23 protein-coding genes and 1 riboswitch are annotated in these 21,583 nt (G+C 65.3%); of the genes, 8 read left to right on the top strand and 15 right to left on the bottom strand.

What is annotated here, in order from left to right; translation table 11 throughout:
• The first annotated feature begins 95 nt into the window (after positions 1-95).
• Entirely contained in the window at positions 96-542 is a 447-nt protein-coding gene (locus H9X91_RS02430) for an Rrf2 family transcriptional regulator (protein ID WP_204802159.1), read from the top strand.
• A 54-nt stretch (positions 543-596) separates the two neighbouring features.
• On the opposite strand, the gene H9X91_RS02425 is transcribed toward H9X91_RS02430, so the two are convergent.
• The 9 genes from H9X91_RS02425 to H9X91_RS02385 all read right to left on the bottom strand — a co-directional run bounded on the left by H9X91_RS02425 (position 597) and on the right by H9X91_RS02385 (position 8,043).
• Positions 597-1,097: a MogA/MoaB family molybdenum cofactor biosynthesis protein gene (locus H9X91_RS02425; RefSeq protein ID WP_204802157.1), complete on the bottom strand. Its 501-nt coding sequence runs from the start codon at positions 1,095-1,097 to the stop codon at positions 597-599.
• A 14-nt stretch (positions 1,098-1,111) separates the two neighbouring features.
• Entirely contained in the window at positions 1,112-2,158 is a 1,047-nt protein-coding gene (locus H9X91_RS02420) for a sulfate/molybdate ABC transporter ATP-binding protein (protein WP_204802155.1), read from the bottom strand.
• The gene (gene modB / locus H9X91_RS02415; RefSeq protein WP_204802152.1) at positions 2,158-2,838 is read right to left on the bottom strand and encodes a molybdate ABC transporter permease subunit; all 681 of its coding nucleotides are present in this window, start codon (positions 2,836-2,838) and stop codon (positions 2,158-2,160) included. Before modB ends, H9X91_RS02420 begins: the two co-directional genes overlap by 1 nt.
• A gap of 366 nt (positions 2,839-3,204) precedes the next feature.
• Entirely contained in the window at positions 3,205-4,050 is an 846-nt protein-coding gene (gene modA, locus H9X91_RS02410) for a molybdate ABC transporter substrate-binding protein (protein WP_204802150.1), read from the bottom strand.
• Positions 4,051-4,181: 131 nt separating this feature from the next.
• Positions 4,182-5,201 carry a molybdopterin-binding protein gene (locus H9X91_RS02405; protein ID WP_204802148.1) on the bottom strand — a complete coding sequence of 340 codons (1,020 nt, stop codon included), beginning with the start codon at positions 5,199-5,201 and terminating at the stop codon, positions 4,182-4,184.
• Entirely contained in the window at positions 5,198-5,641 is a 444-nt protein-coding gene (locus tag H9X91_RS02400; RefSeq protein ID WP_204802146.1) for an MOSC domain-containing protein, read from the bottom strand. The genes H9X91_RS02405 and H9X91_RS02400 overlap by 4 nt, the downstream gene beginning before the upstream one ends.
• A 5-nt stretch (positions 5,642-5,646) precedes the next feature.
• The gene (gene moaC / locus H9X91_RS02395) at positions 5,647-6,126 is read right to left on the bottom strand and encodes a cyclic pyranopterin monophosphate synthase MoaC (protein ID WP_204802144.1); all 480 of its coding nucleotides are present in this window, start codon (positions 6,124-6,126) and stop codon (positions 5,647-5,649) included.
• A 3-nt stretch (positions 6,127-6,129) separates the two neighbouring features.
• A complete protein-coding gene (moaA, locus tag H9X91_RS02390; RefSeq protein ID WP_204802142.1) occupies positions 6,130-7,074 on the bottom strand; it encodes a GTP 3',8-cyclase MoaA in 945 nt (314 codons plus the stop codon).
• Between the two features lie 126 nt (positions 7,075-7,200).
• Positions 7,201-8,043, bottom strand: a complete 843-nt coding sequence (locus H9X91_RS02385; RefSeq protein ID WP_204802140.1) for a helix-turn-helix domain-containing protein — start codon at positions 8,041-8,043, stop codon at positions 7,201-7,203.
• Between the two features lie 195 nt (positions 8,044-8,238).
• Between H9X91_RS02385 and yqeC the strand changes: the two genes are divergently transcribed.
• The 3 genes from yqeC to selD are packed head-to-tail and all read left to right on the top strand — an operon-like array spanning position 8,239 to position 10,756.
• On the top strand, positions 8,239-8,907 hold the full coding sequence (gene yqeC, locus H9X91_RS02380; RefSeq protein WP_204802138.1) for a selenium cofactor biosynthesis protein YqeC: 669 nt from the start codon (positions 8,239-8,241) through the stop codon (positions 8,905-8,907).
• Positions 8,898-9,719, top strand: a complete 822-nt coding sequence (gene yqeB, locus H9X91_RS02375) for a selenium-dependent molybdenum cofactor biosynthesis protein YqeB (RefSeq protein ID WP_204802136.1) — start codon at positions 8,898-8,900, stop codon at positions 9,717-9,719. The genes yqeC and yqeB overlap by 10 nt, the downstream gene beginning before the upstream one ends.
• Positions 9,719-10,756: a selenide, water dikinase SelD gene (gene selD / locus H9X91_RS02370; protein WP_204802134.1), complete on the top strand. Its 1,038-nt coding sequence runs from the start codon at positions 9,719-9,721 to the stop codon at positions 10,754-10,756. Before yqeB ends, selD begins: the two co-directional genes overlap by 1 nt.
• Positions 10,757-10,841: 85 nt before the next feature.
• Here the strand turns inward: selD and mgtE are convergent, their stop codons facing one another.
• Both mgtE and H9X91_RS02360 read right to left on the bottom strand, forming a co-directional pair.
• A complete protein-coding gene (mgtE, locus tag H9X91_RS02365; protein WP_243414396.1) occupies positions 10,842-12,191 on the bottom strand; it encodes a magnesium transporter in 1,350 nt (449 codons plus the stop codon).
• 118 nt (positions 12,192-12,309) lie between these two features.
• Positions 12,310-12,481, bottom strand: a riboswitch (M-box (ykoK) riboswitch).
• A 62-nt stretch (positions 12,482-12,543) separates the two neighbouring features.
• Complete coding sequence (locus H9X91_RS02360) at positions 12,544-13,209, bottom strand: beta/alpha barrel domain-containing protein (protein ID WP_204802132.1); 666 nt, start codon at positions 13,207-13,209, stop codon at positions 12,544-12,546.
• Between the two features lie 179 nt (positions 13,210-13,388).
• Here H9X91_RS02360 and H9X91_RS02355 point away from each other — a divergent pair, with 179 nt between their 5' ends.
• Complete coding sequence (locus H9X91_RS02355; protein ID WP_204802130.1) at positions 13,389-13,925, top strand: macro domain-containing protein; 537 nt, start codon at positions 13,389-13,391, stop codon at positions 13,923-13,925.
• Positions 13,926-14,084: 159 nt separating this feature from the next.
• Positions 14,085-15,011 (top strand): polysaccharide deacetylase family protein, encoded by a 927-nt coding sequence (locus tag H9X91_RS02350; protein ID WP_204802128.1) that lies wholly within the window; start codon positions 14,085-14,087, stop codon positions 15,009-15,011.
• Between the two features lie 174 nt (positions 15,012-15,185).
• On the opposite strand, the gene H9X91_RS02345 is transcribed toward H9X91_RS02350, so the two are convergent.
• Together H9X91_RS02345 and H9X91_RS02340 are read right to left on the bottom strand one after the other, a co-directional pair.
• On the bottom strand, positions 15,186-15,998 hold the full coding sequence (locus tag H9X91_RS02345; RefSeq protein ID WP_204802126.1) for a hypothetical protein: 813 nt from the start codon (positions 15,996-15,998) through the stop codon (positions 15,186-15,188).
• Positions 15,999-16,008: 10 nt separating this feature from the next.
• Entirely contained in the window at positions 16,009-17,367 is a 1,359-nt protein-coding gene (locus tag H9X91_RS02340) for an 8-oxoguanine deaminase (protein ID WP_204802124.1), read from the bottom strand.
• Between the two features lie 130 nt (positions 17,368-17,497).
• Between H9X91_RS02340 and sdaAB the strand changes: the two genes are divergently transcribed.
• The gene (gene sdaAB, locus H9X91_RS02335; RefSeq protein WP_204802122.1) at positions 17,498-18,166 is read left to right on the top strand and encodes an L-serine ammonia-lyase, iron-sulfur-dependent subunit beta; all 669 of its coding nucleotides are present in this window, start codon (positions 17,498-17,500) and stop codon (positions 18,164-18,166) included.
• Position 18,167: 1 nt separating this feature from the next.
• The gene (sdaAA, locus tag H9X91_RS02330) at positions 18,168-19,058 is read left to right on the top strand and encodes an L-serine ammonia-lyase, iron-sulfur-dependent, subunit alpha (RefSeq protein WP_204802120.1); all 891 of its coding nucleotides are present in this window, start codon (positions 18,168-18,170) and stop codon (positions 19,056-19,058) included.
• Between the two features lie 62 nt (positions 19,059-19,120).
• Here sdaAA and H9X91_RS02325 read toward each other — a convergent pair whose 3' ends face one another.
• Both H9X91_RS02325 and dapF read right to left on the bottom strand, forming a co-directional pair.
• Complete coding sequence (locus tag H9X91_RS02325; protein WP_204802118.1) at positions 19,121-20,416, bottom strand: dicarboxylate/amino acid:cation symporter; 1,296 nt, start codon at positions 20,414-20,416, stop codon at positions 19,121-19,123.
• Positions 20,417-20,475: 59 nt separating this feature from the next.
• Positions 20,476-21,315: a diaminopimelate epimerase gene (gene dapF / locus H9X91_RS02320; protein ID WP_204802116.1), complete on the bottom strand. Its 840-nt coding sequence runs from the start codon at positions 21,313-21,315 to the stop codon at positions 20,476-20,478.
• Positions 21,316-21,583 lie beyond the last annotated feature (268 nt).

Genomic DNA, 21,583 nt, shown 5'->3' with positions numbered 1-21,583 from the left:
TGCGCAGGCGTCAAAAGTCTGAAAAAAAGTGAAAAAGGACCTTGAAATCCAGAAGCGCCTATGGCAGAATAGGTGGACAGAAAGGAAGGGGTCGCGTGAAGATTTCCACCAGGGGACGGTATGCCCTGCGTCTGATGACCGACGTGGCGGTCCACGGCGGGGAGGAGTTCGTCTCCTTGAAGGATGTGGCCGCCCGGCAGGGCATCTCCATGAAGTATCTGGAGCAGATCGCGGGGCTGCTGGGGAAGGCGGGCCTTCTCCGCAGCGGCCGGGGTGCCCAGGGCGGCTATCGCCTGGCAAAGACCCCGCAGGAGTACACCCTCGGCAGCATCCTCCGGCTGACGGAGGGGAATCTGGCTCCGGTGGCCTGCCTGGAGACGGAGGAGAATGCCTGTGAGCGGTGCGGCACCTGCCCGACGCTGGATTTCTGGACGGGCCTGTATGCCGTGGTGAATGACTATGTGGACCGCTTTACGCTGGCGGACCTGGTGCGGGAGGAGCTCGCAAAGGGCGGGGAGACTCCCGCATCGCCTGAAACATGAGAACAGAGCGCCGGTCTCGGAAGGAGACCGGCGCTCTGCTGTTTTCCATAAAAATCAGTCCGCCAGGTTGGCGCAGTCGGCGGGGCGTCCGGAGAGCATCTCCAGCCCGTGGGCCAGGGCGGGGAGGACGGCCTCCAGGTTTTCCCGGGCTGCCTTGGGAGAGCCGGGGAGGTTCACGATGAGGGTCCCCTTCCGGATGCCGGCCTGTGCCCGGGACAGCATGGCCCGGTTTGTCACCTGCATGGAGGCGTACCGCATGGCCTCCGGGATGCCGGGGGTCAGCCGGTCGCACACGGCAATGGTGGCCTCCGGCGTCACGTCCCGGGGGGCGAAGCCGGTGCCTCCGGTGGTGACGATCAGGTCCACCGGCTCCTCCCGGTCGCACCACTGCCGCAGGGCCGCCTCGATCCGGCCCTGCTCGTCCGGGACGATGGCGGTCTCCGCCACCGCATACCCAGCGTTTTTCAGAATTTCAACGACCAGGGGCCCGCCCGCGTCCGGGCGCTCTCCCCGGAAGCTCCGGTCGCTGACCGTCAGAACAGCAGCTTTAAACATGGTAGATCCCTCCTTCACGATCCCAGCAGCAAAATGGCCTCCGGCGGAGCGGAGACGGTAAGGCGGCCCTTGTCCGGCACCGCCTGCCAGGCTTCCTTGTCCAGCTCCATCCGCAGCAGAGGCGCCTCCGGCGCCGCGCCCTCCGGCCGCAGCAGCACGATGGTGGAGAACACGTCCTCCACCACCCGCTCCACCGTGCAGGCAAAGCAGTTCTCCCCGCCCGGAGCGGCGGGGCGGATGTGGTGGGCCCGGATGCCGATCCGGCAGACGCCCTCCGGCACCGGCCGGCCGCAGGAGAGCGTCAGCCCCCAGTCCGGAAGGGACACAGAGTCCCCTGCTGGCCGGACGTCGGCATAGTTCTTGCACCCGGAGAGCCGGGCGGCGGCCTCCGTGCCGGGGCTGCGGAACAGCTCCTCCAGAGTGGTCACCGGCTGGGACCGGCCCCGGTCCATGACGCACACCCGGCGGCAGTTCCGGAACACCTCTCCCCGGTCGTGGGAGACCCACAGCACCGTGCCGGGGAATCCTCCCAGCGTGTCCGCCAGCTCCAGCTCCAGCTGGTATTTCAGATAGCTGTCCAGGGCGGAGAAGGGCTCGTCCAGCAGGATGGCCCTGGGCTCCGACGCCAAAATCCGGGCCAGGGCGCACCGCTGCTGCTGCCCGCCGGAGAGCTGCCCCGGCTTCTGGTCCGCCACGGCCTCCAGCCGGAACTGCCGCAGCTTCTCTGCCACCTCTGTCTGGCGGCGGCTCTTGTCCCGCACGGCCGCGGCGATGTTCTGCCGCACCGTCATGTTGGGGAACAGGGCGTACTGCTGGAACAGGTATCCCACCTGCCGCCTCTGGGGCGGCAGGTCGATCCTGGCGGCGCTGTCATACAGGGTGACGCCGTCCAGCTGGATGTGCCCCTCGTCCGGCGTCAGGATACCCGCCACACATTTGAGGGTCACGGACTTGCCGCACCCCGAGGCTCCCAGCAGGGCCAGCGTCTCGTCCCCGGCCTCGAACCGGACCTCCAGCCGGAAGTCCCCCAGCTGCTTTTGAATGTCCACGGAGAGCGCCATTACCGTCCGCCCCCTTTCCCGGCCCGCCTCTGCCGGGCCTTCAGCAGGTTCACCGCCAGCAGGAACACGGCGGAGATGGCGATGTTCACCAGCACCCAGCGCAGGGCCTCCGCGTCGTTGTCGGTCCGCCAGAGCTGGTACACCGTGGTGGAGATGGTGGCCGTCCGCCCCGGGGTGTAGCCGGCGATCATGGAGGTGGCACCGTACTCCCCCAGGGCCCGGGCAAAGGCCAGCACGGTCCCCGCCAGGATGCCCTGGCGGCACACGGGCATCCGCACCCGCCAGAAGATCCAGGTGTTGGACCGGCCCAGGGTCTGGGCGGCCTCCGCCAGGGTGTGGTCGAAGCTCTCAAAGGCGCCCCGGGCGGTGCGGTACATCAGGGGAAAGGCAACCACCACGGTGGCGAAGACGGCGGACCACCAGGTCATCACCAGCCGGAGGCCGAAGTGGTCCTGCACCCAGGCGCCGATGGGGCGGTTGGGCCCCAGCAGCACCAGCAGCAGCCAGCCCACCACGGTGGGGGGCAGTACCAGAGGCAGCGTCAGCACCACATCCAGCACGCCCTTCACCAGCCGGGGCAGTCTGGCGATGTAATACGCCGCCAGGATGCCCAGGAAGAACACCGCCGCCGTCGAGATGGCGGCAATTCTCAATGAGTTGTAAAGCGGATACCAGTCCATTTCAGAATACCTCCCGGGGAAAAGGGTGTCTGCCATCTCGACCCGCCAGAGGCGGGCCGCCGCGGAAGCGGCGTACAAGCGTTTTGCAAAGCAAAACCTTGGAGAGGCCGGGCTTTGCCTGGCCGGCCAAAATCAAATCAGGGGCTCCCATTGGGCCGGGGCCCAATGGGAACGATGGCAGCAATTCTCAATGAGTTGTAAAGCGGATACCAGTCCATACAAGCACCTGATTCCAGCAGAGAGTGAAGAGTTGAGAGTGGAGCGTGAAGATAGGAGAGAGGAGCTTTGGTGTCCGGCGGAGCCGGACGATTTGGACCGGCCGCCTCCGGCAGCCCATCAACTCCTATCTCCTAACTTCTATCTGTTTTACGCCATGGGGCTGAAGCCAACGGCCTCAAAGCAGGCCATGGCCTCGTCGGTGGACAGGAAGTCCAGGAAGGCCTTGGCGGCGTCGGGGTTGGCGCTGTTCTTCATGACGGCCGCGGGGTAGATGACCTGGCCGCACATCTCGGCGGTGGCCTCGTCCACCACCGTCAGGCCGGCGGAGAAGGCGTCGGTGGCGTAGATGACGCCGCAGTCCACCGTCCCCTCGGAGACCTGGGTGGTGACCTCCTTCACGTTGGAGCCGTAGGTCAGCACGCCGGCGCTGGCCAGGGACGCCTCGTCCAGGCCGTAGTAAGTAAAGATCTTCTGGGTGTACTGGCCCACCGGCACGTCGCTGTTGCCCATGGCCAGGAACACGTCGCCGGCCGCCAGCAGCTCTGCCAGCTGGTCAAAGGACTCGATGCCCTTGGGGTTGCCCTCCGGCACCGCCAGGGTCACCTTGTTCTCCAGCAGGTCCAGGCGGGTGGCGCTGTCCACCAGGTCCAGCCCCTCGGTGTTCTCTTCGCCGCCCTCGGCGTCCAGCTGATTCATCTGCTTGGGCGCGGCGGAGATGAACACGTCGCAGTCGGCCCCCTCCTGGATCTGGGTCTTCAGCGTGCCGGAGGAGTCGTAAGTGGCTACCACGGTGACCTCCGGGGCCACGGCCTTGTAGGCCTCGATGACCTGGTCCAGGGACTCCTGCATGGAGGCGGCGGCAAAGACGTACAGATCCACCGGCTCGGCGGCGGTGTCGTCCGCGGCGGTGTCGCCGGTGTCCGTGCTGCCGCCGCAGGCGGTCAGGGCCAGGGCCAGCGAGAGGGCCAGAAGCAGAGAGAAAAACTTTTTCATGGGAGATCTTCCTTTCCTGATGATAGTATGTTCAAGCCGGCTTGGCAAGTCCGGCGTCAAACCGGCGTGATATTTAAGCGAGGATAACGGTGGAGAAAAGCCTGCGCCGGTCAGCTCCGGCGCGGGTATTCTTATTTTCCAAACGGGCAGGCGGGCCAGTGGCAGGGCTTGCAGCCCAGGCACAGGCCGCCCTCGCCCAGGGAGACGATCCACTCCCTGGTGACGGGCACATCCGCCGCCGCCCAGGGCAGCACCAGGTCGAAGATGGTGGCTCCGGCGTACATGACGCAGCCGGGCAGGCCCATCACCGGGGTGCCGTCGTCGTAGTAGCCCAGCAGGAACATGGCGCCGGGCAGCACCGGGGCGCCGTAGGTGACGATCCTGGCCCCGCTCTGCTTGATGCCGCCGGGGGTGTTGTCGTCCGGGTCCACGCTCATGCCGCCGGTGCAGAGGATGATCTCCGCCCCGGTCCGCCGGGCCTCGGTGACAGCATTCGCCACGTTCTCCACCCCGTCGCCGGGATAGGTGACGGAGATGGTCTCGATGCCGCAGGCCGCCAGCTTGTCCCGCACCACCGGGGTGAAGGTGTCCTGGATCAATCCCTTCTTCACCTCGCTGCCGGTGGCCACGATGGCGGCGGTCTTTCGCACCCAGGGACGCAGCTCCAGCAGGGGCTCATCTCCGGCGGCCGCCTTGGCATCGTCCAGCTTTTCTTCCGCGATGATGAGGGGGATGACCCGCATCCCCGCCAGCTTGTCCCCCTTCTTGACGGCAGTGCCGCCCTTCCGGGTGGCGATCATCAGCTCGTCGATACCGTTCACCGCCCGCAGGGCCTCCGACCGGACCCGAAACAGCCCGTCACAGGCCGCCTTCAGCTCGATCTTGCCCTCTTTCACCCCGCTGCGTTCCATATTCGCATTGGCGCACAGGGCCAGCAGGCGTTCCGCTCCCTCGTCCTCGTGGAGCATCCCCGGTGTCATCTTCCACACATACAGGTGCTCCTTGCCCATGGAGAGGAGTACAGGAATATCTTCCTCCGTCACCACATGCCCCTTGCGGAACCGGGCGTCCTTGTACTGGTCCTTGATGATCTGGGTCAGGTCGTGGCACAGCACATGGCCCACCGCGTCCTCCGTCCGTATCAGCTTCATGCTTCCGCCTCCACAATTTCGATCTCATCGCCGGGGCGGACCACGCCCTCCCGGACCACCACGGCGAAGATGCCCTCCGTGGGCATGACGCATTTGCCCACCGCCTTCTTGATGGCGCAGTCGCTGTGGCACTCCTTGCCGATCTGGGTCACCTCCACCTCTGTCTCCCCGATCCGCAGATGGGTGCCCACCGGCAGGTGCTTCAAATCAATCCCCACGGTGTTGATGTTCTCCGCGAACACCCCGGCGTCCAGGGGGATGGGGCAGCCCGAGCGCATGGTGTCCACGCTCTCCTCCGCCAGTAAGCTGATCTGCCGGTGCCAGTCCCCGGCGTGGGCGTCCCCCACGATGCCGTGCCGGAGCTTCAATTGAATTTCCGAAACGGGATGCTTCTGCTCGCCCTTCCGCTCGCTGATATTCACCGAAACCACGCTTGCCAACGGTCTCACTCCTTGATTTGGTAGTCCCCGCTCTTGCCGCCGGATTTTTGCAGCAGGCGGATGTTGTCGATGCGCATGTCCTTCTGGACGGCCTTGCACATGTCGTAGATGGTCAGAGCCGCCACGGATACGGCCGTCAACGCCTCCATCTCCACCCCGGTCACGCCGGTGCAGGTGACGGCGGCCCGGATCTCCACCATGCAGGGCTCGTCGGACAGGGCGAAGGTGATGTCGACGCCCGTCAGGGGCAGGGGGTGGCACATGGGGATGAGCTCCCAGTTGTGCTTGGCCGCCTGGATGCCAGCCACCTGGGCCACCGCCAGTACGTCGCCCTTCTTCATGGTGCCGTCCTTGATTTTTTGAAGGGTCTCCGGGGCCATGTGGATCTCCCCGGCGGCCACGGCCCGGCGGTGGGTGACGGCCTTGTCCGTCACGTCCACCATCCTGGCCCGGCCCTGTTCGTTGAAATGAGTCAGCTCTCCCATGGGTCAGCCTCCGATCTGATTCATGTTCCGGGGCGTGTCGCTCCGCCGCTCCGCCAAATGGTGCCGCTGGGGCTTGTGGAGGATGCCCTGCCGGACGGCGTCCACCAATTCCTGGCCGTGGAGCCCCCGGAGGGAGATCTCCTCCCGGCTGTGGAGACAGCCCTTCAGCTTGCCGTCCGCCGTCACCCGGATGCGGCGGCAGTCTGCGCAGAAGTCGTGGCTCACTGGCGAGATGAGCCCCACGGTGCCCTTTGCGCCGGGCAGCCGGTACCGCCGGGCCACGCCCTGGGCCTGGATGGGCGCCAGCTCCGGCACCCGCTCCAGGACGGTTTCCCCCGGCAGGAAGCAGCCCTTGTCCCAGGAGGCGCAGGGCCCCATAGGCATGAGCTCGATGAACCGCATCTCCCAGGGATGATTCCGGCTCAAGTCCACGAAGTCCCCGATCTCATCGTCGTTGAACCCGCCGATGAGGACGGTGTCAAATTTCAAATCATGGAATCCCGCCGCCTCCGCCGCTTCGATGCCGTCCAGCACAGCCTGGAGGGTCCCCAAGCGGGTCATGGCGGCGAACCGGTCCGGCCGCAGGGTGTCCAGGCTGATGTTCAGCCGGTCCAGCCCCGCCTCCCGCAGGGGCCTCGCCAGCCGGGGCAGCAGGCTTCCGTTGGTGGTGAGGCACAGTTCCTCCACCCCGGGGATGGCCCGCAGCATCCGGCACAGGTCCACCAGCCCCAGCCGCACCAGGGGCTCTCCGCCCGTGAGGCGGATCTTCTTCACCCCGCAGGCCACCGCTGCCGCGGCGATCTCCGCCAGCTCCTCCAGGGAGAGGATGTCCCCGTGTGCCCGCTTCTCTACCCCTTCGGCCGGCATACAGTACCGGCACCGGTAGTTGCACCGGTCCGTCACTGACAGCCGCAGATAATCAATTGTCCGTCCGCAGCTGTCCTGCATAGCACCCTCCAACCGTGATACTCAAGTGAGATAAACGATATACTATATTATAGGCGGACCACGGGAAAAGTCAAGAAAAACGCCCCGGCTGATGCCGGGGCGTCGTTGTACAGAACTAGAAAGATCCTAGCGGCGGGAGGCCCTCCAGGCGGCGAACATCCGCACCGCCAGCGTCAGGGCGATGGCCAGCAGGATCATGGAGACGATGCCCTGGGCGATGGAGACCAGCGCCATCAATGCCCCGATGGAGAGCACATAGGCGCCCAGCGGCAGGACCAGATAGGCGAAGGGCAGGCGGCTCACCAGAAAACCGGCCCACACCAGAGCCAGGATCACCCTGTTCCGCCGGGTGAGGGGGAAGGGGGACTTTCGGAAGGAGCGGACGGTGGCAATCAGCAGCGCCAGGGTCACCAGTACCTGGATCCAGGCGGTGACCACATAGACGGACGTCAGCCCCATTTGCTCCCAGGAAAACGTGGCAAAAATGTAAGTCCAGTTGAGGCCGGTGGCATAGTGAAAGAAGATGTCCGCAATCAGGTAAAGCGCCCAGGCGCACCACAGTCCCGGCCGCTTTTGGGCGAGAAAGCAGATGATGCCGCACACCAGAAACGGGACAGCCAAAATCACGCCGGTGAGGAGCCCGCCCAGCACCGTGGGGATCAGAAACGCCAGAAAGCCCATGCAGAAGAGGATGGTCCCGGCGATCTTCCGGCCCGGCATCCGGTGGGAAACGACGACCGGCTGGGGCGGCGTCTCCGCCTTCAGTTGGGGCACTGCTCCCGTCACCAGCTCGTCCAGGGACACGCCGAAGAGCTGGCTCAGCTTCACCAGCTTGTCCAGGTCCGGCACGCTGGAATCCGTCTCCCATTTGCTGACGGACTGGCGGCTCACTGCCAGCGCCTCCGCCAGGTCCCCCTGGGACAGATGATGTTCCGCCCGCAGGCGGCTGATGTTGGTTCCAAGGCTCATGCTGTGCCCTCCTTTGTAGTCACAGTATAGCGGCGTGCCGTCCAAAAGTCCACCAAGGGGACTTGAAAAATTAGCAACTGCCGGTTGCACCCCCTGAAAACCGGGAAAAACCGCCCTGCCCGCCGGCCTTGCTTGACGGAGGGCGGGGGAGGTGCTATTCTATGGAAAGAAGAACGACGGGGGGGAGGGAACGCTGTGAAGCTGGCAGAACTGCTGGCCATCCGGCCCGGCGTCACCGCCGTCATCGGCGGCGGCGGCAAGACCACCCTTCTGCGGACCCTGGGGGAGGAGCTGGCGGGACAGCACACCGTCCTGCTGTGCACCACGACAAAGATCTTCCCGTTCCAGGACCTGCCCTGCGCCCGGACGGCGGAATCTCTGGACGTCCTGCGCCAGTCCCACCGCCTGCTGTGCGCTGGGACAGACGTGCCCGGCACCGGCAAGCTGGCGGCCCCGGCCCTGCCCATGGCGGACCTGGTGGAGCGGTTCGACTACGTACTGGTGGAGGCGGACGGCGCCGCCCGCCGTCCCTTGAAGGCCCACGCCCCCCACGAGCCGGTGATCCCCCCGGAGGCCAACCAGACCATCTGCGTGGTGGGGGCCTCCGGCTTTGGACAGCCCATTTTGGAGGCCGCCCACCGGTCGGAGCGATATGCCTCGCTGGCGGGAGTGGCGGAGACGGCGGAGGCCGCCCCGGAGACCGAGGCTGCGGTCCTGCGGGCCGAGGGGCTGCACGATAAAATTTATGTCAACCAAGTGGAGACGCTGTGGGACCTGGCGGACGCCAGGGCTCTGGCGGCGCTGCTGGACTGTCCGGTGCTGGCGGGCAGCCTCCACAGGAAGGAGTATTTCCCATGCTGGTGATCATTCGGGGTGCCGGGGACATCGCCACCGGCATCGCCCTGCGGCTGAAACGGTCGCATATATCGGTGATTATGACCGATATACCGGCCCCAACCGCCATTCGGCGGACAGTGGCCTTCTCCCAGGCCATCGTGCTGGGGGAGACCAGAGTGGAGGACGTCACCGCCCGCCGGGCGGACACGCCGGAACAGGCCCTGGCCCTGCTCCAGGAAGACATCGTCCCGGTGCTGCCGGACCCGGAGGGGATCTGCATCTCTGTGCTGAAGCCGGACGCCGTGGTGGACGCCATCCTGGCCAAAAAAAATCTCGGGACCAGAATCACAGACGCCCCGGCGGTCATCGGCGTGGGCCCGGGCTTCACCGCCGGGATGGACTGCCACGCGGTGGTGGAGACCATGCGGGGCCACACTCTGGGCCGGGTGTACTACCAGGGAAGCGCATTGCCCAACACCGGCATCCCGGGCCTCATCGGGGGCTTTGCCGGGGAGCGGGTGCTGCGGGCCCCGGCCGACGGGGCCTTCCGTCAAATCCTGGATATCGGCGCCCAGGTGAAGCAGGGGGATGTGGCCGCCACGGTGGACGGCGTCCCCATGACCTGCACATTGGACGGTGTCCTGCGGGGCATCCTGCCGGATGGTACACCGGTCCGCAAGGGCATGAAGGCCGGGGATATCGACCCCCGCTGCAAGGTGGAACACTGCTACACCGCCAGCGACAAGGCCCTGGCGGTGGGCGGCGGCGTGCTGGAGGCGCTCCTGCACCTGACGGGGGCGCTGGGGGCTCCGGCGGAGAGAAAGGAGGAAGGGGCCTGATGGAAAATGAAGTGAAGCTGACAAAGCTGGCCAAGTGCGCCGGGTGCGGCGCCAAGGTGGGGGCCGGCGTCCTGGCCCAGCTGCTGGACGGCATCCGGGTCCACCAGGACCCCAACCTGCTGGTGGGCTTCGACAAGAGCGACGACGCTTCCGTCTACAAGGTCAGTGACGACCTGGCCCTGGTGCAGACGGTGGACTTCTTCCCGCCCATCGCCGACGACCCGTATCTCTTCGGCCAGATCGCGGCCACCAACGCCCTGTCCGACGTGTACGCCATGGGCGGCGAGCCCAAGCTGTGCCTGAACATCATGGCGATCCCGGAGACCATGCCGAAAGACGCGGTGCACCAGCTGCTCCGGGGCGGGTACGACAAGGTCTATGAGGCGGGGGCCCTCATCACCGGCGGCCACAGCATCCTGGACGACGAGCCCAAGTACGGTCTGGCGGTCACCGGCTTCGTTCACCCGGACCGGGTGCTGACCAACGCCGGGGCAAGGCCCGGGGACGTGCTGCTGCTGACCAAGCCCATCGGCATCGGCGTCCTCACCACCGCCCAGAAGGCGGAGCTGCTGTCCCCGGAGGGACAGGCCCTGGCGGAGCGGCTGATGACCACCCTGAACAAGTCCGCCCGGGACGCCATGGTGCGCTACCGCGTCCACGCCTGCACCGACGTGACGGGCTTCGGCCTGCTGGGCCACAGCTTTGAGATGGCCCAGGGCAGCGACGTGGAGCTGGAGCTGAACGTGGACGCCATCGACCTGATCCCGGAGGCGCTGGAGTTTGCCAGGATGGGCCTGCTGCCGGCGGGGATGTATCGGAACCGCACCTTCGCCGAGCCCGGCGTGGACGCGGGGGTGATTGAGTTATGTAAACAAGACCTACTCTACGATCCACAGACCGCCGGCGGTCTGCTGATGGCCGTGGACCCGGCGGACGCGGATGCGCTGTATGCGGAGCTGCAAGGCTGCGTCCCCAGCGCCCAGCGGATCGGCACCGTCCGGGAATACCGGGGCGGAAAGCGGATCTTCCTGCGGTGAATGAGAGAAGATAAAACAGGCGCCTGCCGGAGTTCCGGCAGGCGCCCGTTCTTTGCCTGAACTGCATATTGTGATCAATAGCCCCTCACACAGACAGCGGCAGGAACGCGGTGGCGGCCTGGAAGTAGATCAGCACGGCCCCGGCGTCCACGATGGTGGTGATGAGGGGGGAGGCCATGATGGCCGGGTCCATGCGGAGCTGTCTGGCAGCGATGGGCAGCACGCAGCCCACCAGCTTGGACAGGATCACCGTGGCTACCAGGGACAGGGAGATCACCAGGGCGATGGCGGCGTCGTGGTACTGGAGGAAGATCCGCAGGCCGTTGGCCGCGGCCAGGGCGGCGCTGACGATAAGGGACACAGCAAACTCCTTGCGCACCACACGGATCACGTCCCGGGGCTGGATCTCGTCCAGGGCCAGGCCCCGGATCACCAGCGTGGCGCTCTGGGAGCCGCAGTTGCCGCCGGTGTCCATCAGCATGGGCAGAAAGGCCACCAGCAGCGGAACGGCGGAGATGGCGTCCTCATACCGCGTGATGATGGAGCCGGTGATGGTGGCGGACAGCATCAGGATCAGCAGCCAGAGGATGCGGTGCCGGGCGTGTTCCCAGGCGGAGGCGGCGAAGTAGGGCTTCTCGTCCGGCGTCACCGCCGCCATGATGGACAGGTCCTCCGTGGTCTCCTCCGTCAGCACGTCGATGGCGTCGTCCACGGTGACGATGCCCACCATCCGCGCCTCTCCGTCCAGCACCGGCAGGGCCAGCAGGTCGTATTTTGCCAGCAGGCGGGCAGCCGCCTCCCGGTCCGTCAGGGTGCCGACGGAGATGACGTCCGCGGTCATCAGGTCCCTGACGGCGGCGTCCTCCGCCGCGGTCAGCAGATCCTTGGCGGACACGGTCCCCAGCAGCCTCCGGCAGTCCAGCACATAGCAGGTGTAGATGGTCTCCTTGTGGATACCGGTGCGGCGGATGGTGTCCAGCGCCTGCCGGACCGTGTCCTCCGGGCGGAGGGAGACAAACTCCGGCGTCATGACGCTGCCGGCGCTGCCGGACGGATAGGACAGCAGGGCGTTCACCGCCATGCGGCGCTGGGGGGACGCGGTCTGAAGGACGCGGGTCACCAGATTGGCGGGCAGCTCCTCCAGAAAATCCGCGGCATCGTCCAGATGCAGGGCGTCAAACAGCAGCTGCAGCTCTCCGTCCGCAAAGGAGCGGGCCAGCCGGGCCTGCGTGGGGCCGGGGAGATAGGAGAACACATCCGCCGCCAGGTCCTTGGGCAGCGTGCGGAACACCGCCGCCTGCCGTGCGGCGTCGTCCACAGACTCCAGGAGGGCGGCGATGTCCACCGCATTGCGGCCCCTCCAGAACGTAAGGAGGGCCCTGCCGTCCCGGTTCTCCAAAAGCTGCAGGATCAGATCCTTGTTGAACATGGTCATAGTCGTTACCTCGCTTTCGTTTGATTTTTCCGGTCGATCGACTGGCAGATTCCATCGCGCACACCTCCTTCCGATAAAAAATGTCCCTGCCGGAGATCCGGCAGGGACAACTGCACACAATGGGGCACTTCGTCCAAGCTTTAGCTTCACGGGGCGTAGCAACTGCATTAAGCGGCGCCTTGTTGTCGACGCGGCCTGTTGACCAGCTGGTTGTGTCTCCACAACTGTGCGGCAGCAGTCTTTGGAATAGATCCGGATCCCCATGGTAGCCTCACCTACCGATCCGCCGTCATTATATCCAGAGACTGCGTCGTTTGTCAACCCCCGTTCGGGCATTTTTTTGAGGCCGGGCTCACAGCGTTTTCCGGTGCTTCTCCATGATCTGGGCGAACAGGGCCCCGTTGGTGGGGGGCGTGTAGGTCACGGCATTGGCTCCGGCTCGGATGGTGCGGAGGATGGACTCCTCCGTGGGGCCGCCGGTGGCGATGATGGGGACGTCGGGGAAGTCCCGGCGGATCTCCGCCACGATCTCCGGCGTGGCCGCGGCGCCGGAGACATTGAGAAAGTCCACGCCGGCTGCCAGACGGCTGCGGATGTCCGTGTGGGCGGAGACCACAGTGATGACCACCGGGATGTCCACCACCTCCTTGATCTGGCGGACCACCTCGTTGGAGGTGGGGGCGTTCAGCACAACGCCGTAAGCACCCTGATGCTCCGCCTGGATGGCCAGGCGGACAGAGCGCATGCCGGTGGTGATGCCGCCGCCCACGCCCACGAACACCGGCACGTCGGACACGCTGATGATGGCCTGGGAGATCACCGGCTGGGGCGTGAAGGGATAGACGGCGATGATGGCGTCGGCGTTGATGTTTTTGATGATGGCCACGTCGGTGGAGAAGGCCAGGGACTTGATGCGCCGGCCGAAGACGCGGATGCCGCTGCACTCGCTGACACAGGCGGGGATGGTCAGGGAGTGGTTGCGCAGCGTCCCGGTGTAGGTGGGGATCTGCTTTGCCATAAGGGCTCCTTTCTCCCGGCAGGGCGCTGCCGGGCACGGCATGTTTCTCAGGGAAATTATACCGCGGAATCCGTCGGCGGACAACCCGAAAATCCGGGCTTGCTTTTTGGACAGAAGGTTCTATACTGGAGGAAAAAGGCGGCATACCGGATGGGGCGGCCGCAGACTGGAGGACAGATATGGACCGTTTTTCCATCCTGGTGGGAGACATCACACAGTCCGACGCGGAGGCCATCGTCAATGCGGCCGACCCCAGCCTGCTGGGCGGCGCCGGTGTGGACGGGGCCATCCACGCGGCGGCGGGGCCGGAGCTGCTGGCGGAGTGCCGCACTCTTGGGGGATGTGAGCGGGGGCAGGCCAAGCTGACGGCGGGCTACCGCCTGCGGGCGAAATACGTGATCCACACGCCGGGGCCCGTCTGGCAGGGCGGAGACCACGGGGAGGCGGCCCTGCTGGCCTCCTGCTACCGCAGCTGCCTGGAAACGGCCGCCGCCCGCGGCATCCGCACCCTGGACTTCTGCTCCATCTCCACCGGGGTCTACGGCTACCCGCTGCCGCTGGCGGCCACGGTGGCCCTGCGTACTATCATGGAGTTCCTGGCAGGCCGCGCCCTGCCGGAGCGGGTGCGGATGGTGTGCCACAGTGAGGCGGCGGCAGAGGTCTACCGCCAGACCTGGAATCTCTGGTATGCGGAGGACAAGGACCAGCGGCTGTAAGGGGCGCCGGAGCGGGGGAGAGACGCCCCGCTCCGGCGTTTGTCACTCTTCGTTTCTTTTGTCACTCTTTTTGACCTTTTTGTATCCGTTTTGACCTGACTTTTTTGGGGGGAACCCGTATCATAAGGTCAACAAAGAGACGAAAGAAAGGATTCTGCCATGAGACAACTGATCCACATTTTTCTATCCTGTCTGATGCTGACCTCCTGCAGTACCGCAGCGGCTCTGCCGGAGACGCCGCCGGAACATCTGGTGCCGGCGGAGCAGGCCGCCCAGATCCTGCCGGAAGTCCCGGAGCCCGGCAGGATGCCGGAGCTGTTTCCCCTTGACCAGGAGGCGGAGGAGGGCGCTGCGCCGGAGGAAGGATCCCCGGCCCCGGAGACCCCTGTTGAGCCGCTGCCGGAGACCCAGCGGGTGGTGGACCCCACCCGCCCCATGGTGGCCCTGACCTTTGACGACGGCCCCCACGCCGTTTACACCGACCAGATCCTGGATATTCTGGAGAAGAACGGCGCGGTGGCCACCTTCTTCGAGGTGGCCCGGAACCTGCCCAAGGCGCCGGATGCGGTCCGCCGGGCGGTGGACCTGGGCTGTGAGATCGGCAGCCACTCCTACCGCCACGCCAACCTGGGCAAGATGGACCAGGCCGCCCAGCAGGCGGACCAGGCCGCCGCGGACGCGATCTTCCAGGAGGTGCTGGGCACCACGCCCACACTGCTGCGGCCTCCGTACGGATCCATGAACAAGACGCTGAAGACCACCTGCGGCCGGAGCATCGTCACCTGGTCCATCGACACGGAGGACTGGCTCTCCAAGGACGCGGACAAGGTGGTGGCCAGCGTCCAGAACGCCGGGAACCTGGACGGCCAGGTGATCCTCCTCCACAGCATCTACGGCAGCACGGTGGAGGCCACGGAGGTCCTGGTGCCCTGGCTGCTGGAGCAGGGCTATCAGCTGGTGACGATCAGCGAGCTGATCCAGCTGCGCTTCGGCGACCAGGTGGAGCCCAACCGCAGCTATAATTACGACTACTTCCGCTTCCATGTGCCGCCCCTGCCCGCGGCCACGGAGCCCGCCGCGGCATGAAAATAAGTTTACATAACATCAAACGAAGAAACAGCACCGCCCGGACCTGCATGGCCCGGGCGGCGTTTTGCTTATCCGGATTTTTCGTATTTCCGTTCCCGCCAGGAGGCGGGGACATCAGAGGACCATAGAGACGCAGGGATACGAAACGAAACTGGGAGTTCTTCTTTCACCTCACTCCGGCATGGCCCAGGGCTGGAGGATGCCATCCAGCTCCTGATAGGAGAAGGGGAACAGCCAGGCGTTGTCCTCCAGCGTCCCGGCGGGGAATTCCAGCATCAGGCCATCCTCGTCCAGATAGAGGTACTCTGTGGAGAACCAGCGGGCAAAGTCCGCCTCCGCCGAGGTGGAGACCTCAGTGTTTTCCGGCCAGGTATCTGCCGTCAGCGTATAGAGCGCGTGAGGCAGGTCCGCCTCCGGTATCAAAAACAGCTCTGCGGGGTCCAGCTCCGCCCCGTCTGCGGGATCGAAGAACTGGCTGCGGACAATGGTCTCAACCATGACCCGGTCAAAGGGGTACTCTGCCGGATAGGCCAGCCGGGTGACGAAGTTCCAGAGCCGGTCCGTCTCCAGCGTGCAGTCGGTGGACTGCTCCACCGGATAGCAGGCAAAACTCCGGCCTGTGGCCTGGGCATCGGCCCAGTCCGCCGCCGCGGTGTCCACCCAGTCCTCCAGGTCCAGGGCCAGGCCCTGGTACCAGAGCTGGTCGCAGACGGCGTAAGCGGCGGCAGGCTGCTCGTCTCTCCACCCAGAGGGCGCCGGATAGGTCCGGGAGAACGAGAGGATCTCTGTTTCTCCCCTGTCTCCGGCAAAGGGCTGGTAGGATGGCATCCGGGCCCCGTCCGGCGCCCGGAAGGAGGCCTGCTCCGAATAAGAGGAAAAGAGGGGATATTCCGTCTCCGGCGGGAGAGGGTCAGATCCAGTCTGACAGCCGGACGCCAGCAGGCACATGAAGAGCAGGGAGAGCAGGAGGCAAAGCTTCTTCATGTCCGCCACCTCACGCCTTCGCCAGATAGTCGGCGCAGGCCTTTCGGGCGTCGGCGGCCACGCGGCCCTCGGCGATGGTGACGAGGTGCCCCTCCTGAACCACGATGCGGCCGTTCACCACGGTGCAGTCCACCGGGCCCCGCAGGCCCACCGTGGCCAGCACGTCGGCGGGGCTGTACTCCCCGCTCACCAGCTCCAGCCGGCGGGAATCCACCAGGAAGAAGTCGGCGCACTTGCCCACCGCCAGCTGCCCGATGTCCTCCCGGCCCAGCAGCCGGGCGCTGCCCCGGGTGGCCATCTTCAGCACCTGATAGCCAGAGGGGGCTTTTTCGCTGGAGGTCAGCCGGTGGAGCAGGTAGCACACCCGCAGCTCCTCCATGAGGGACGACCCGTCGTTGCTGGCGGAGCCGTCCACCGCCAATCCCACCGGGACGCCCAGCGCCAGCATCTCCGGCACCCGGGCCACGCCGGAGGACAGCTTCATGTTGCTGATGGGGCAGTGGGCCACGCCGGTGCCGGTGCGGGAGAGCTCCCGCAGCTCCTCGTCGTTGAAGTGGATGCCGTGGGCGTACCACACGTCCGGGCCTGTCCACCCCAGGGACGCCATGTACTCCAGCGGCCGGACGCCGTAGTGCTCCAGGGTGTAGTGCTCCTCATCCTTCGTCTCGCACAGGTGGGTGTGGAGCCGCACGCCGTACTGCCGGGCCAGGATGGCGCTCTGCCGCAGCAGCTCCCCGCTGACGGAGAAGGGGGAGCAGGGGGCCAGGGCCACCTGCCGCATGGACCCGAAGGACGGATCGTGGTACGCCTCGATGACCCGGGCGGAGTCCTTCATGATTTCATCCACCGTCTGGACCACGCTGTCCGGCGGCAGGCCGCCGTCCTTCCGGGAGAGGTCCATGCTGCCCCGGGAGGCGAACATTCGGATGCCCAGCTCCTCGGCGGCGGCGAACTGGGTGCCGATCAGGTCTCCGCAGCCAGCGGGGAATACGTAATGGTGGTCAAAGCAGGTGGTGCAGCCGTGCTTCAGCAGCTCGCCCATGCCAGTGAGGGAGCTGAGGCGCACCACGTCCTCGTCCAGCCCCTTCCAGATCTCATACAGGGCGGTGAGCCAGTCGAACAGCTCCAGGTTCTGCACCTGGGGCAGGTTCCGGGAGAACACCTGATACAGGTGGTGGTGGGTGTTGATGAGGCCGGGATAGCACCAGTAACGGGAGCCGTCCATCACCGTGTCGGCGGTCTGGGGCAGGTCCGGACCCATGGCCCGGATCACCCCGTCCTCGCAGTAGAGGTCGGTGTGCTCCAAAACGGTATCGCCGTCGTCACAGGTGATGACGCTCCGCAGGTTCCGCAGCAGCAAAGAGGACATGCCGGTCACGCTCCTTTCTGCCTCCAGTATAAGGGACACCGGCGGAAAGGTCAACGGGAAAACGTCTTGCGGAAACGGAGAGAATATGATACGCTGGAAACGATTTTGAGACTTCCGGGAGGAATGCGGCATGCTGGACATTTTCGACATTCTGGGCCCTGTCATGGTGGGACCCTCCAGCTCTCATACGGCGGGGGCGGTGCGGATCGGCCGCATGGCCAGGACGCTGCTGGGGGCGGCACCGGTGCGGGCGGATATCGGCCTCCACGGCTCCTTCGCAGACACCGGACAGGGCCACGGCACGGACCGGGCTCTGGTGGCGGGGCTCCTGGGAATGAAGCCGGACGACCTGGGCATTCCGGAGAGCTTTGAGATCGCCGTGGGACAGGGACTGGAGTTCCGCTTCCACACCATCCACCTGCGGGACGCCCACCCCAACACGGCGGTGCTGGCGGTGGAGAGCGCCGACGGGAGGAAACTGGTCCTCCAGGCGGCCTCCACCGGCGGCGGCCGCATCCGGGTGGACCAGCTGGACGGGGTGGACGTGAGCTTCACCGGCATCTTCAACACCCTGGTGGTCCGCCACCAGGACGTGGCCGGTGAGCTGTCCCGGATCCTGAACGAGCTGTCCGTCAGCGGCGTCAACATCGCCAACATGAGCTTGAACCGGGACCGCCGGGGCGGGGACGCCCTGACAGTGGTGGAGACGGACCAGAAGATCCCCCAGGACGCCCTGGAGCGGATCCGGGTCCTCTACGGCGTGCTGGGCGCTACCTATTACGAGAAGGAGGAAGACTGAGATGGCGCTGGATTCCATGCAGGAGATCTTCGACAAGATCCAGGCAGGTCAAAAACCCTTCTGGCAGGTGGTGCGGGACACGGACGTGGAGGAGCGGCAGGTGACGGCGGAGGCCTCCTTCCGGAAGATGCACGCCACCTGGCGGGCCATGGTGGAGTCGGTGGACACCTACCGGGCGGACCGGCGCAGCGTCAGCGGCCTGGTGGGGGGCGATGCCCAGAAGATGTGGGACTACGCCGCCGGACAGGAGACCCTCTGCGGCCCCTACCTCCAGGAGGTCATCGCCACGGCACTGTGCGTGGCGGAGTCCAACGCCTGCATGCACCGGATCGTGGCGGCCCCCACGGCGGGGGCCTGCGGCGTACTGCCTGCGGTGCTGGTGCCCCTGTACCGCCGGGGCGGTGTAGAGGAGGATGCCATCGTCCGGGCGCTGTACGTGGCCGCCGGCATCGGGGCCGTCATCGGCTACCGGGCCTCCATCTCCGGCGCCTCCGGCGGCTGCCAGGCGGAGGTGGGCACGGCAGCCGCCATGGCGGCTGGGGCCCTGGTGGATCTGCGGGGCGGAACGCCGGAGCAGATCGGCCATGCCGTGGCCATGGCTCTGAAAAACCTGCTGGGCCTGGCCTGCGACCCGGTGGCGGGGCTGGTGGAGGTCCCCTGCGTGAAGCGGAACGTCATCGGCGCGGTGAATGCCGTCAGCGCGGCGGACATGGCCCTGGCGGGCATTGAGAGCCGGGTGCCGGTGGACCAGGTCATCGACTGCATGGGCGATGTGGGCCGCCGCCTGCCGGTGGAGCTGCGGGAGACGGCCCTGGGCGGCCTGGCCGCCACGCCCTTCGGCCAGAGCGTCAAGGCCCGGCAGGAAGAGCGCCACCGCGGAGAACTGCGCTGACCCGGAAAAAAGAGAAGGACCTGCCGCAAGGCAGGTCCTTCTGCTTGTGCAGAAGATACGATTCAGCTGTTCCGGCTGGCCAGGACCTTCTGGAACCAGTCCTTGCCGTCCACGAACCGGGAGACCACGTAGCTGACCACATAGTCGCCGGAGGAGTTGATCATGGTGGCGGGGGGATCCACCAGATTGCCGATGGTGATGGCGATGGGATAGGCGATGGCCAGCTGATCCGGGAAGAACACGGAGCACATGATGAACTCGCCGATGTAGCCGCCGCCGGGCACGCCGGACATGCCCACGGAGGACAGAACGGCCACCACGACCATCAGGGCCATGTCGCCGACGCTGTCGAAGGGCTTGCCGAACACGCCGAACAGGAACACGATCTTCAGAATGCAGGAGAAGCAGGAGCCGTCCATGTGCATGGTGGCGCCCAGGGGGATAACGATCTCGCTGACATCCTTGGAGATGCCGGTGGCCTCGGCCTCCTCCATGTTGGTGGGGATGGTGGCCACAGAGGAGCAGGTGCCGAGAGAGGTGATGGCCGGCCGGGCAATGTGCTTGAACATCTCCTTCACTGCGCCCTTGCCGCCGCCGAACCAGGCGAACAGCGGGAATGCGACAAAGATGTAGATGAAGCACAGGGGATAGTAGACGATCAGCGCCCGGGCATAGTCCTGAGCGATCTGGGAGCCGTAGGTGGCCACCAGATTGGCGAAGAAGCCGAAGAAGGCGATGGGGGCGTAGTAGGTCACCAGCTGCACTACCTTCATCATGGCATCGGACAGACTGGTGAGGAACTTGGCGATCAGGCTGTCGGGACCCGGCCCCAGATTCACGCCGAAGCCGAAGAGGATGGAAAAGACGATCAGGGGCAGCATGGCGCTCCGGCTGAGCAGGGCGGAGAAGTCGCCGACGGTGAAGAAGTTCACGATCAGGTCCGGGATGGAGATGGGATCATCCACCACACCCTCTGTCAGGTTGCTCCAGGGCTCCAGCACCGGGGGGAAGATCTTCATGATGACGATCATGATGACGGCCGCGATGGCGCCGGTGATGATGAAGGTCAGCACGGTGGTGCCCATGATCTTGCCGGCCCGCTTGCGGCTCTTCATGGTGGCCACGGACCCGGCGATAGACGAAAACACCATGGGCACCACGATGCAGAACATCATGTTCAGGAACAGTGTGCCCAGGGGCTCCAGCACGGTGGCGCCGGCGCTGATGACGTTTCCGTCCGCGTCCAGTTCCTGAGGGAATATCCAGCCCACGATGGAGCCCAGGACCATGGACCCCAGCATGACGGCCAGAAATGCATAGTTCCGGGCGACAGACTTTTTGTTTAGCTGTGTACTCATTCTCTCTCCTCCTAACAAAGTTTGGCTGCGGTTATCTGTATGGCCGGAGGGCCTTACATTTAAAATGAGAGATCCTCATCCGTGACCTCACCCTTGCAGACCACATTGGTGGGGCCCGTCAGATAGAGGCTGGAAACATGGGAGTGGACCCGCTCTGCGTCAATGAGCAGACGCCCGCCGGTCATATCCACCTGTACGCCGTGGCCGGAGACCTTGCCCTGCAGGGTCAGAACGGTTACCACAGAGCCGGTGCCTGTACCGCAGGCGTAGGTGAAATCTTCCACGCCACGCTCAAATGTCCGCTCAAAGATCAGGTCCTCGCCCACGATCTCGTAGAAATTCACATTGGCGCCTTTGGGGAAGGCCTGGTTCCACCGGATGGCCCGACCCAGCTCCCGCAGCTCGTTTTCATCCGCCTGACGCAGATTGGCATAGGGCACCACTGCGTGGGGGATCCCGGGATCGCCCAGCTCCACATAGGAGCAGGCATAGGTCACGCCGTCCACCTCCACCGGGCAGTCCAGCCGCACCGTAGTGGGGTCGTTGAGCCGGATCCGGTAGAGCCGCCGGTCGATCCGCCGGCCGGTGACGATGCCTGCCGTGGTCTCCACGGTCTGTGTCTCTCCGGCCAGGCCGTTTTCATAGCCGTATCTGCAGATACACCGGGCTCCGTTTCCGCACATCTCACCAACGCTGCCGTCGGAGTTATAGAACAGCATCCGGTAATCGCCGCCTTGGGTGGGGGTGTCCACCACCATCATGCCGTCGGCCCCGATGGAGAGATGCCGCTCACACAGCGTCCGGGCGATTTGGGGAAGCTGATCCACCGGAAGGTGCTCTTCCAGATTGTTCAGGATCACAAAATCGTTCCCGGCACCGTTCATCTTCCAGAATTTCAAAAACTCGCCCCCTTCTATATATGGTCCTTATTATAACAGCATCACATAAGAATGAAAAGCAAAGAATGTGCGAAAAACCTTGCAGAACCTGCGAATGTGAAGGAGCCGCAATATATAATAAGGTATGAGGAGCCTTGCCCGGAGAGAAAAAAGGATCCGGCGAAAAAAGGTGAAAAAAGGTATTGACAAAGAGGGAAGGATTTGGTATTCTAACAAAGCTGTCGGCGCGGTGGTGAGCCGCGGCGGAGAGCGGAAGAAAAAAGCTCTT

It is taken from the genome of Oscillibacter valericigenes (assembly GCF_016902445.1).
Classification (GTDB): Bacteria; Bacillota; Clostridia; order Oscillospirales; family Oscillospiraceae; genus Oscillibacter; species Oscillibacter avistercoris.
This window is presented reverse-complemented; position numbering and strand designations above follow the sequence as displayed.

Excerpts from the sequence above, each read along its gene's own strand:
- H9X91_RS02425 (WP_204802157.1), bottom strand. The coding sequence starts at position 1,097 with ATGTTTAAAGCTGCTGTTCTGACGGTCAGCGACCGGAGCTTCCGGGGA.
- H9X91_RS02420 (WP_204802155.1), bottom strand. The coding sequence starts at position 2,158 with ATGGCGCTCTCCGTGGACATTCAAAAGCAGCTGGGGGACTTCCGGCTG.
- modB (WP_204802152.1), bottom strand. The coding sequence starts at position 2,838 with ATGGACTGGTATCCGCTTTACAACTCATTGAGAATTGCCGCCATCTCG.
- modA (WP_204802150.1), bottom strand. The coding sequence starts at position 4,050 with ATGAAAAAGTTTTTCTCTCTGCTTCTGGCCCTCTCGCTGGCCCTGGCC.
- H9X91_RS02405 (WP_204802148.1), bottom strand. The coding sequence starts at position 5,201 with ATGAAGCTGATACGGACGGAGGACGCGGTGGGCCATGTGCTGTGCCAC.
- moaC (WP_204802144.1), bottom strand. The coding sequence starts at position 6,126 with ATGGGAGAGCTGACTCATTTCAACGAACAGGGCCGGGCCAGGATGGTG.
- moaA (WP_204802142.1), bottom strand. The coding sequence starts at position 7,074 with ATGCAGGACAGCTGCGGACGGACAATTGATTATCTGCGGCTGTCAGTG.
- H9X91_RS02385 (WP_204802140.1), bottom strand. The coding sequence starts at position 8,043 with ATGAGCCTTGGAACCAACATCAGCCGCCTGCGGGCGGAACATCATCTG.
- yqeB (WP_204802136.1), top strand. The coding sequence starts at position 8,898 with ATGCTGGTGATCATTCGGGGTGCCGGGGACATCGCCACCGGCATCGCC.
- selD (WP_204802134.1), top strand. The coding sequence starts at position 9,719 with ATGGAAAATGAAGTGAAGCTGACAAAGCTGGCCAAGTGCGCCGGGTGC.
- mgtE (WP_243414396.1), bottom strand. The coding sequence starts at position 12,191 with ATGACCATGTTCAACAAGGATCTGATCCTGCAGCTTTTGGAGAACCGG.
- H9X91_RS02360 (WP_204802132.1), bottom strand. The coding sequence starts at position 13,209 with ATGGCAAAGCAGATCCCCACCTACACCGGGACGCTGCGCAACCACTCC.
- H9X91_RS02355 (WP_204802130.1), top strand. The coding sequence starts at position 13,389 with ATGGACCGTTTTTCCATCCTGGTGGGAGACATCACACAGTCCGACGCG.
- H9X91_RS02350 (WP_204802128.1), top strand. The coding sequence starts at position 14,085 with ATGAGACAACTGATCCACATTTTTCTATCCTGTCTGATGCTGACCTCC.
- H9X91_RS02345 (WP_204802126.1), bottom strand. The coding sequence starts at position 15,998 with ATGAAGAAGCTTTGCCTCCTGCTCTCCCTGCTCTTCATGTGCCTGCTG.
- H9X91_RS02340 (WP_204802124.1), bottom strand. The coding sequence starts at position 17,367 with ATGTCCTCTTTGCTGCTGCGGAACCTGCGGAGCGTCATCACCTGTGAC.
- sdaAB (WP_204802122.1), top strand. The coding sequence starts at position 17,498 with ATGCTGGACATTTTCGACATTCTGGGCCCTGTCATGGTGGGACCCTCC.
- sdaAA (WP_204802120.1), top strand. The coding sequence starts at position 18,168 with ATGGCGCTGGATTCCATGCAGGAGATCTTCGACAAGATCCAGGCAGGT.
- H9X91_RS02325 (WP_204802118.1), bottom strand. The coding sequence starts at position 20,416 with ATGAGTACACAGCTAAACAAAAAGTCTGTCGCCCGGAACTATGCATTT.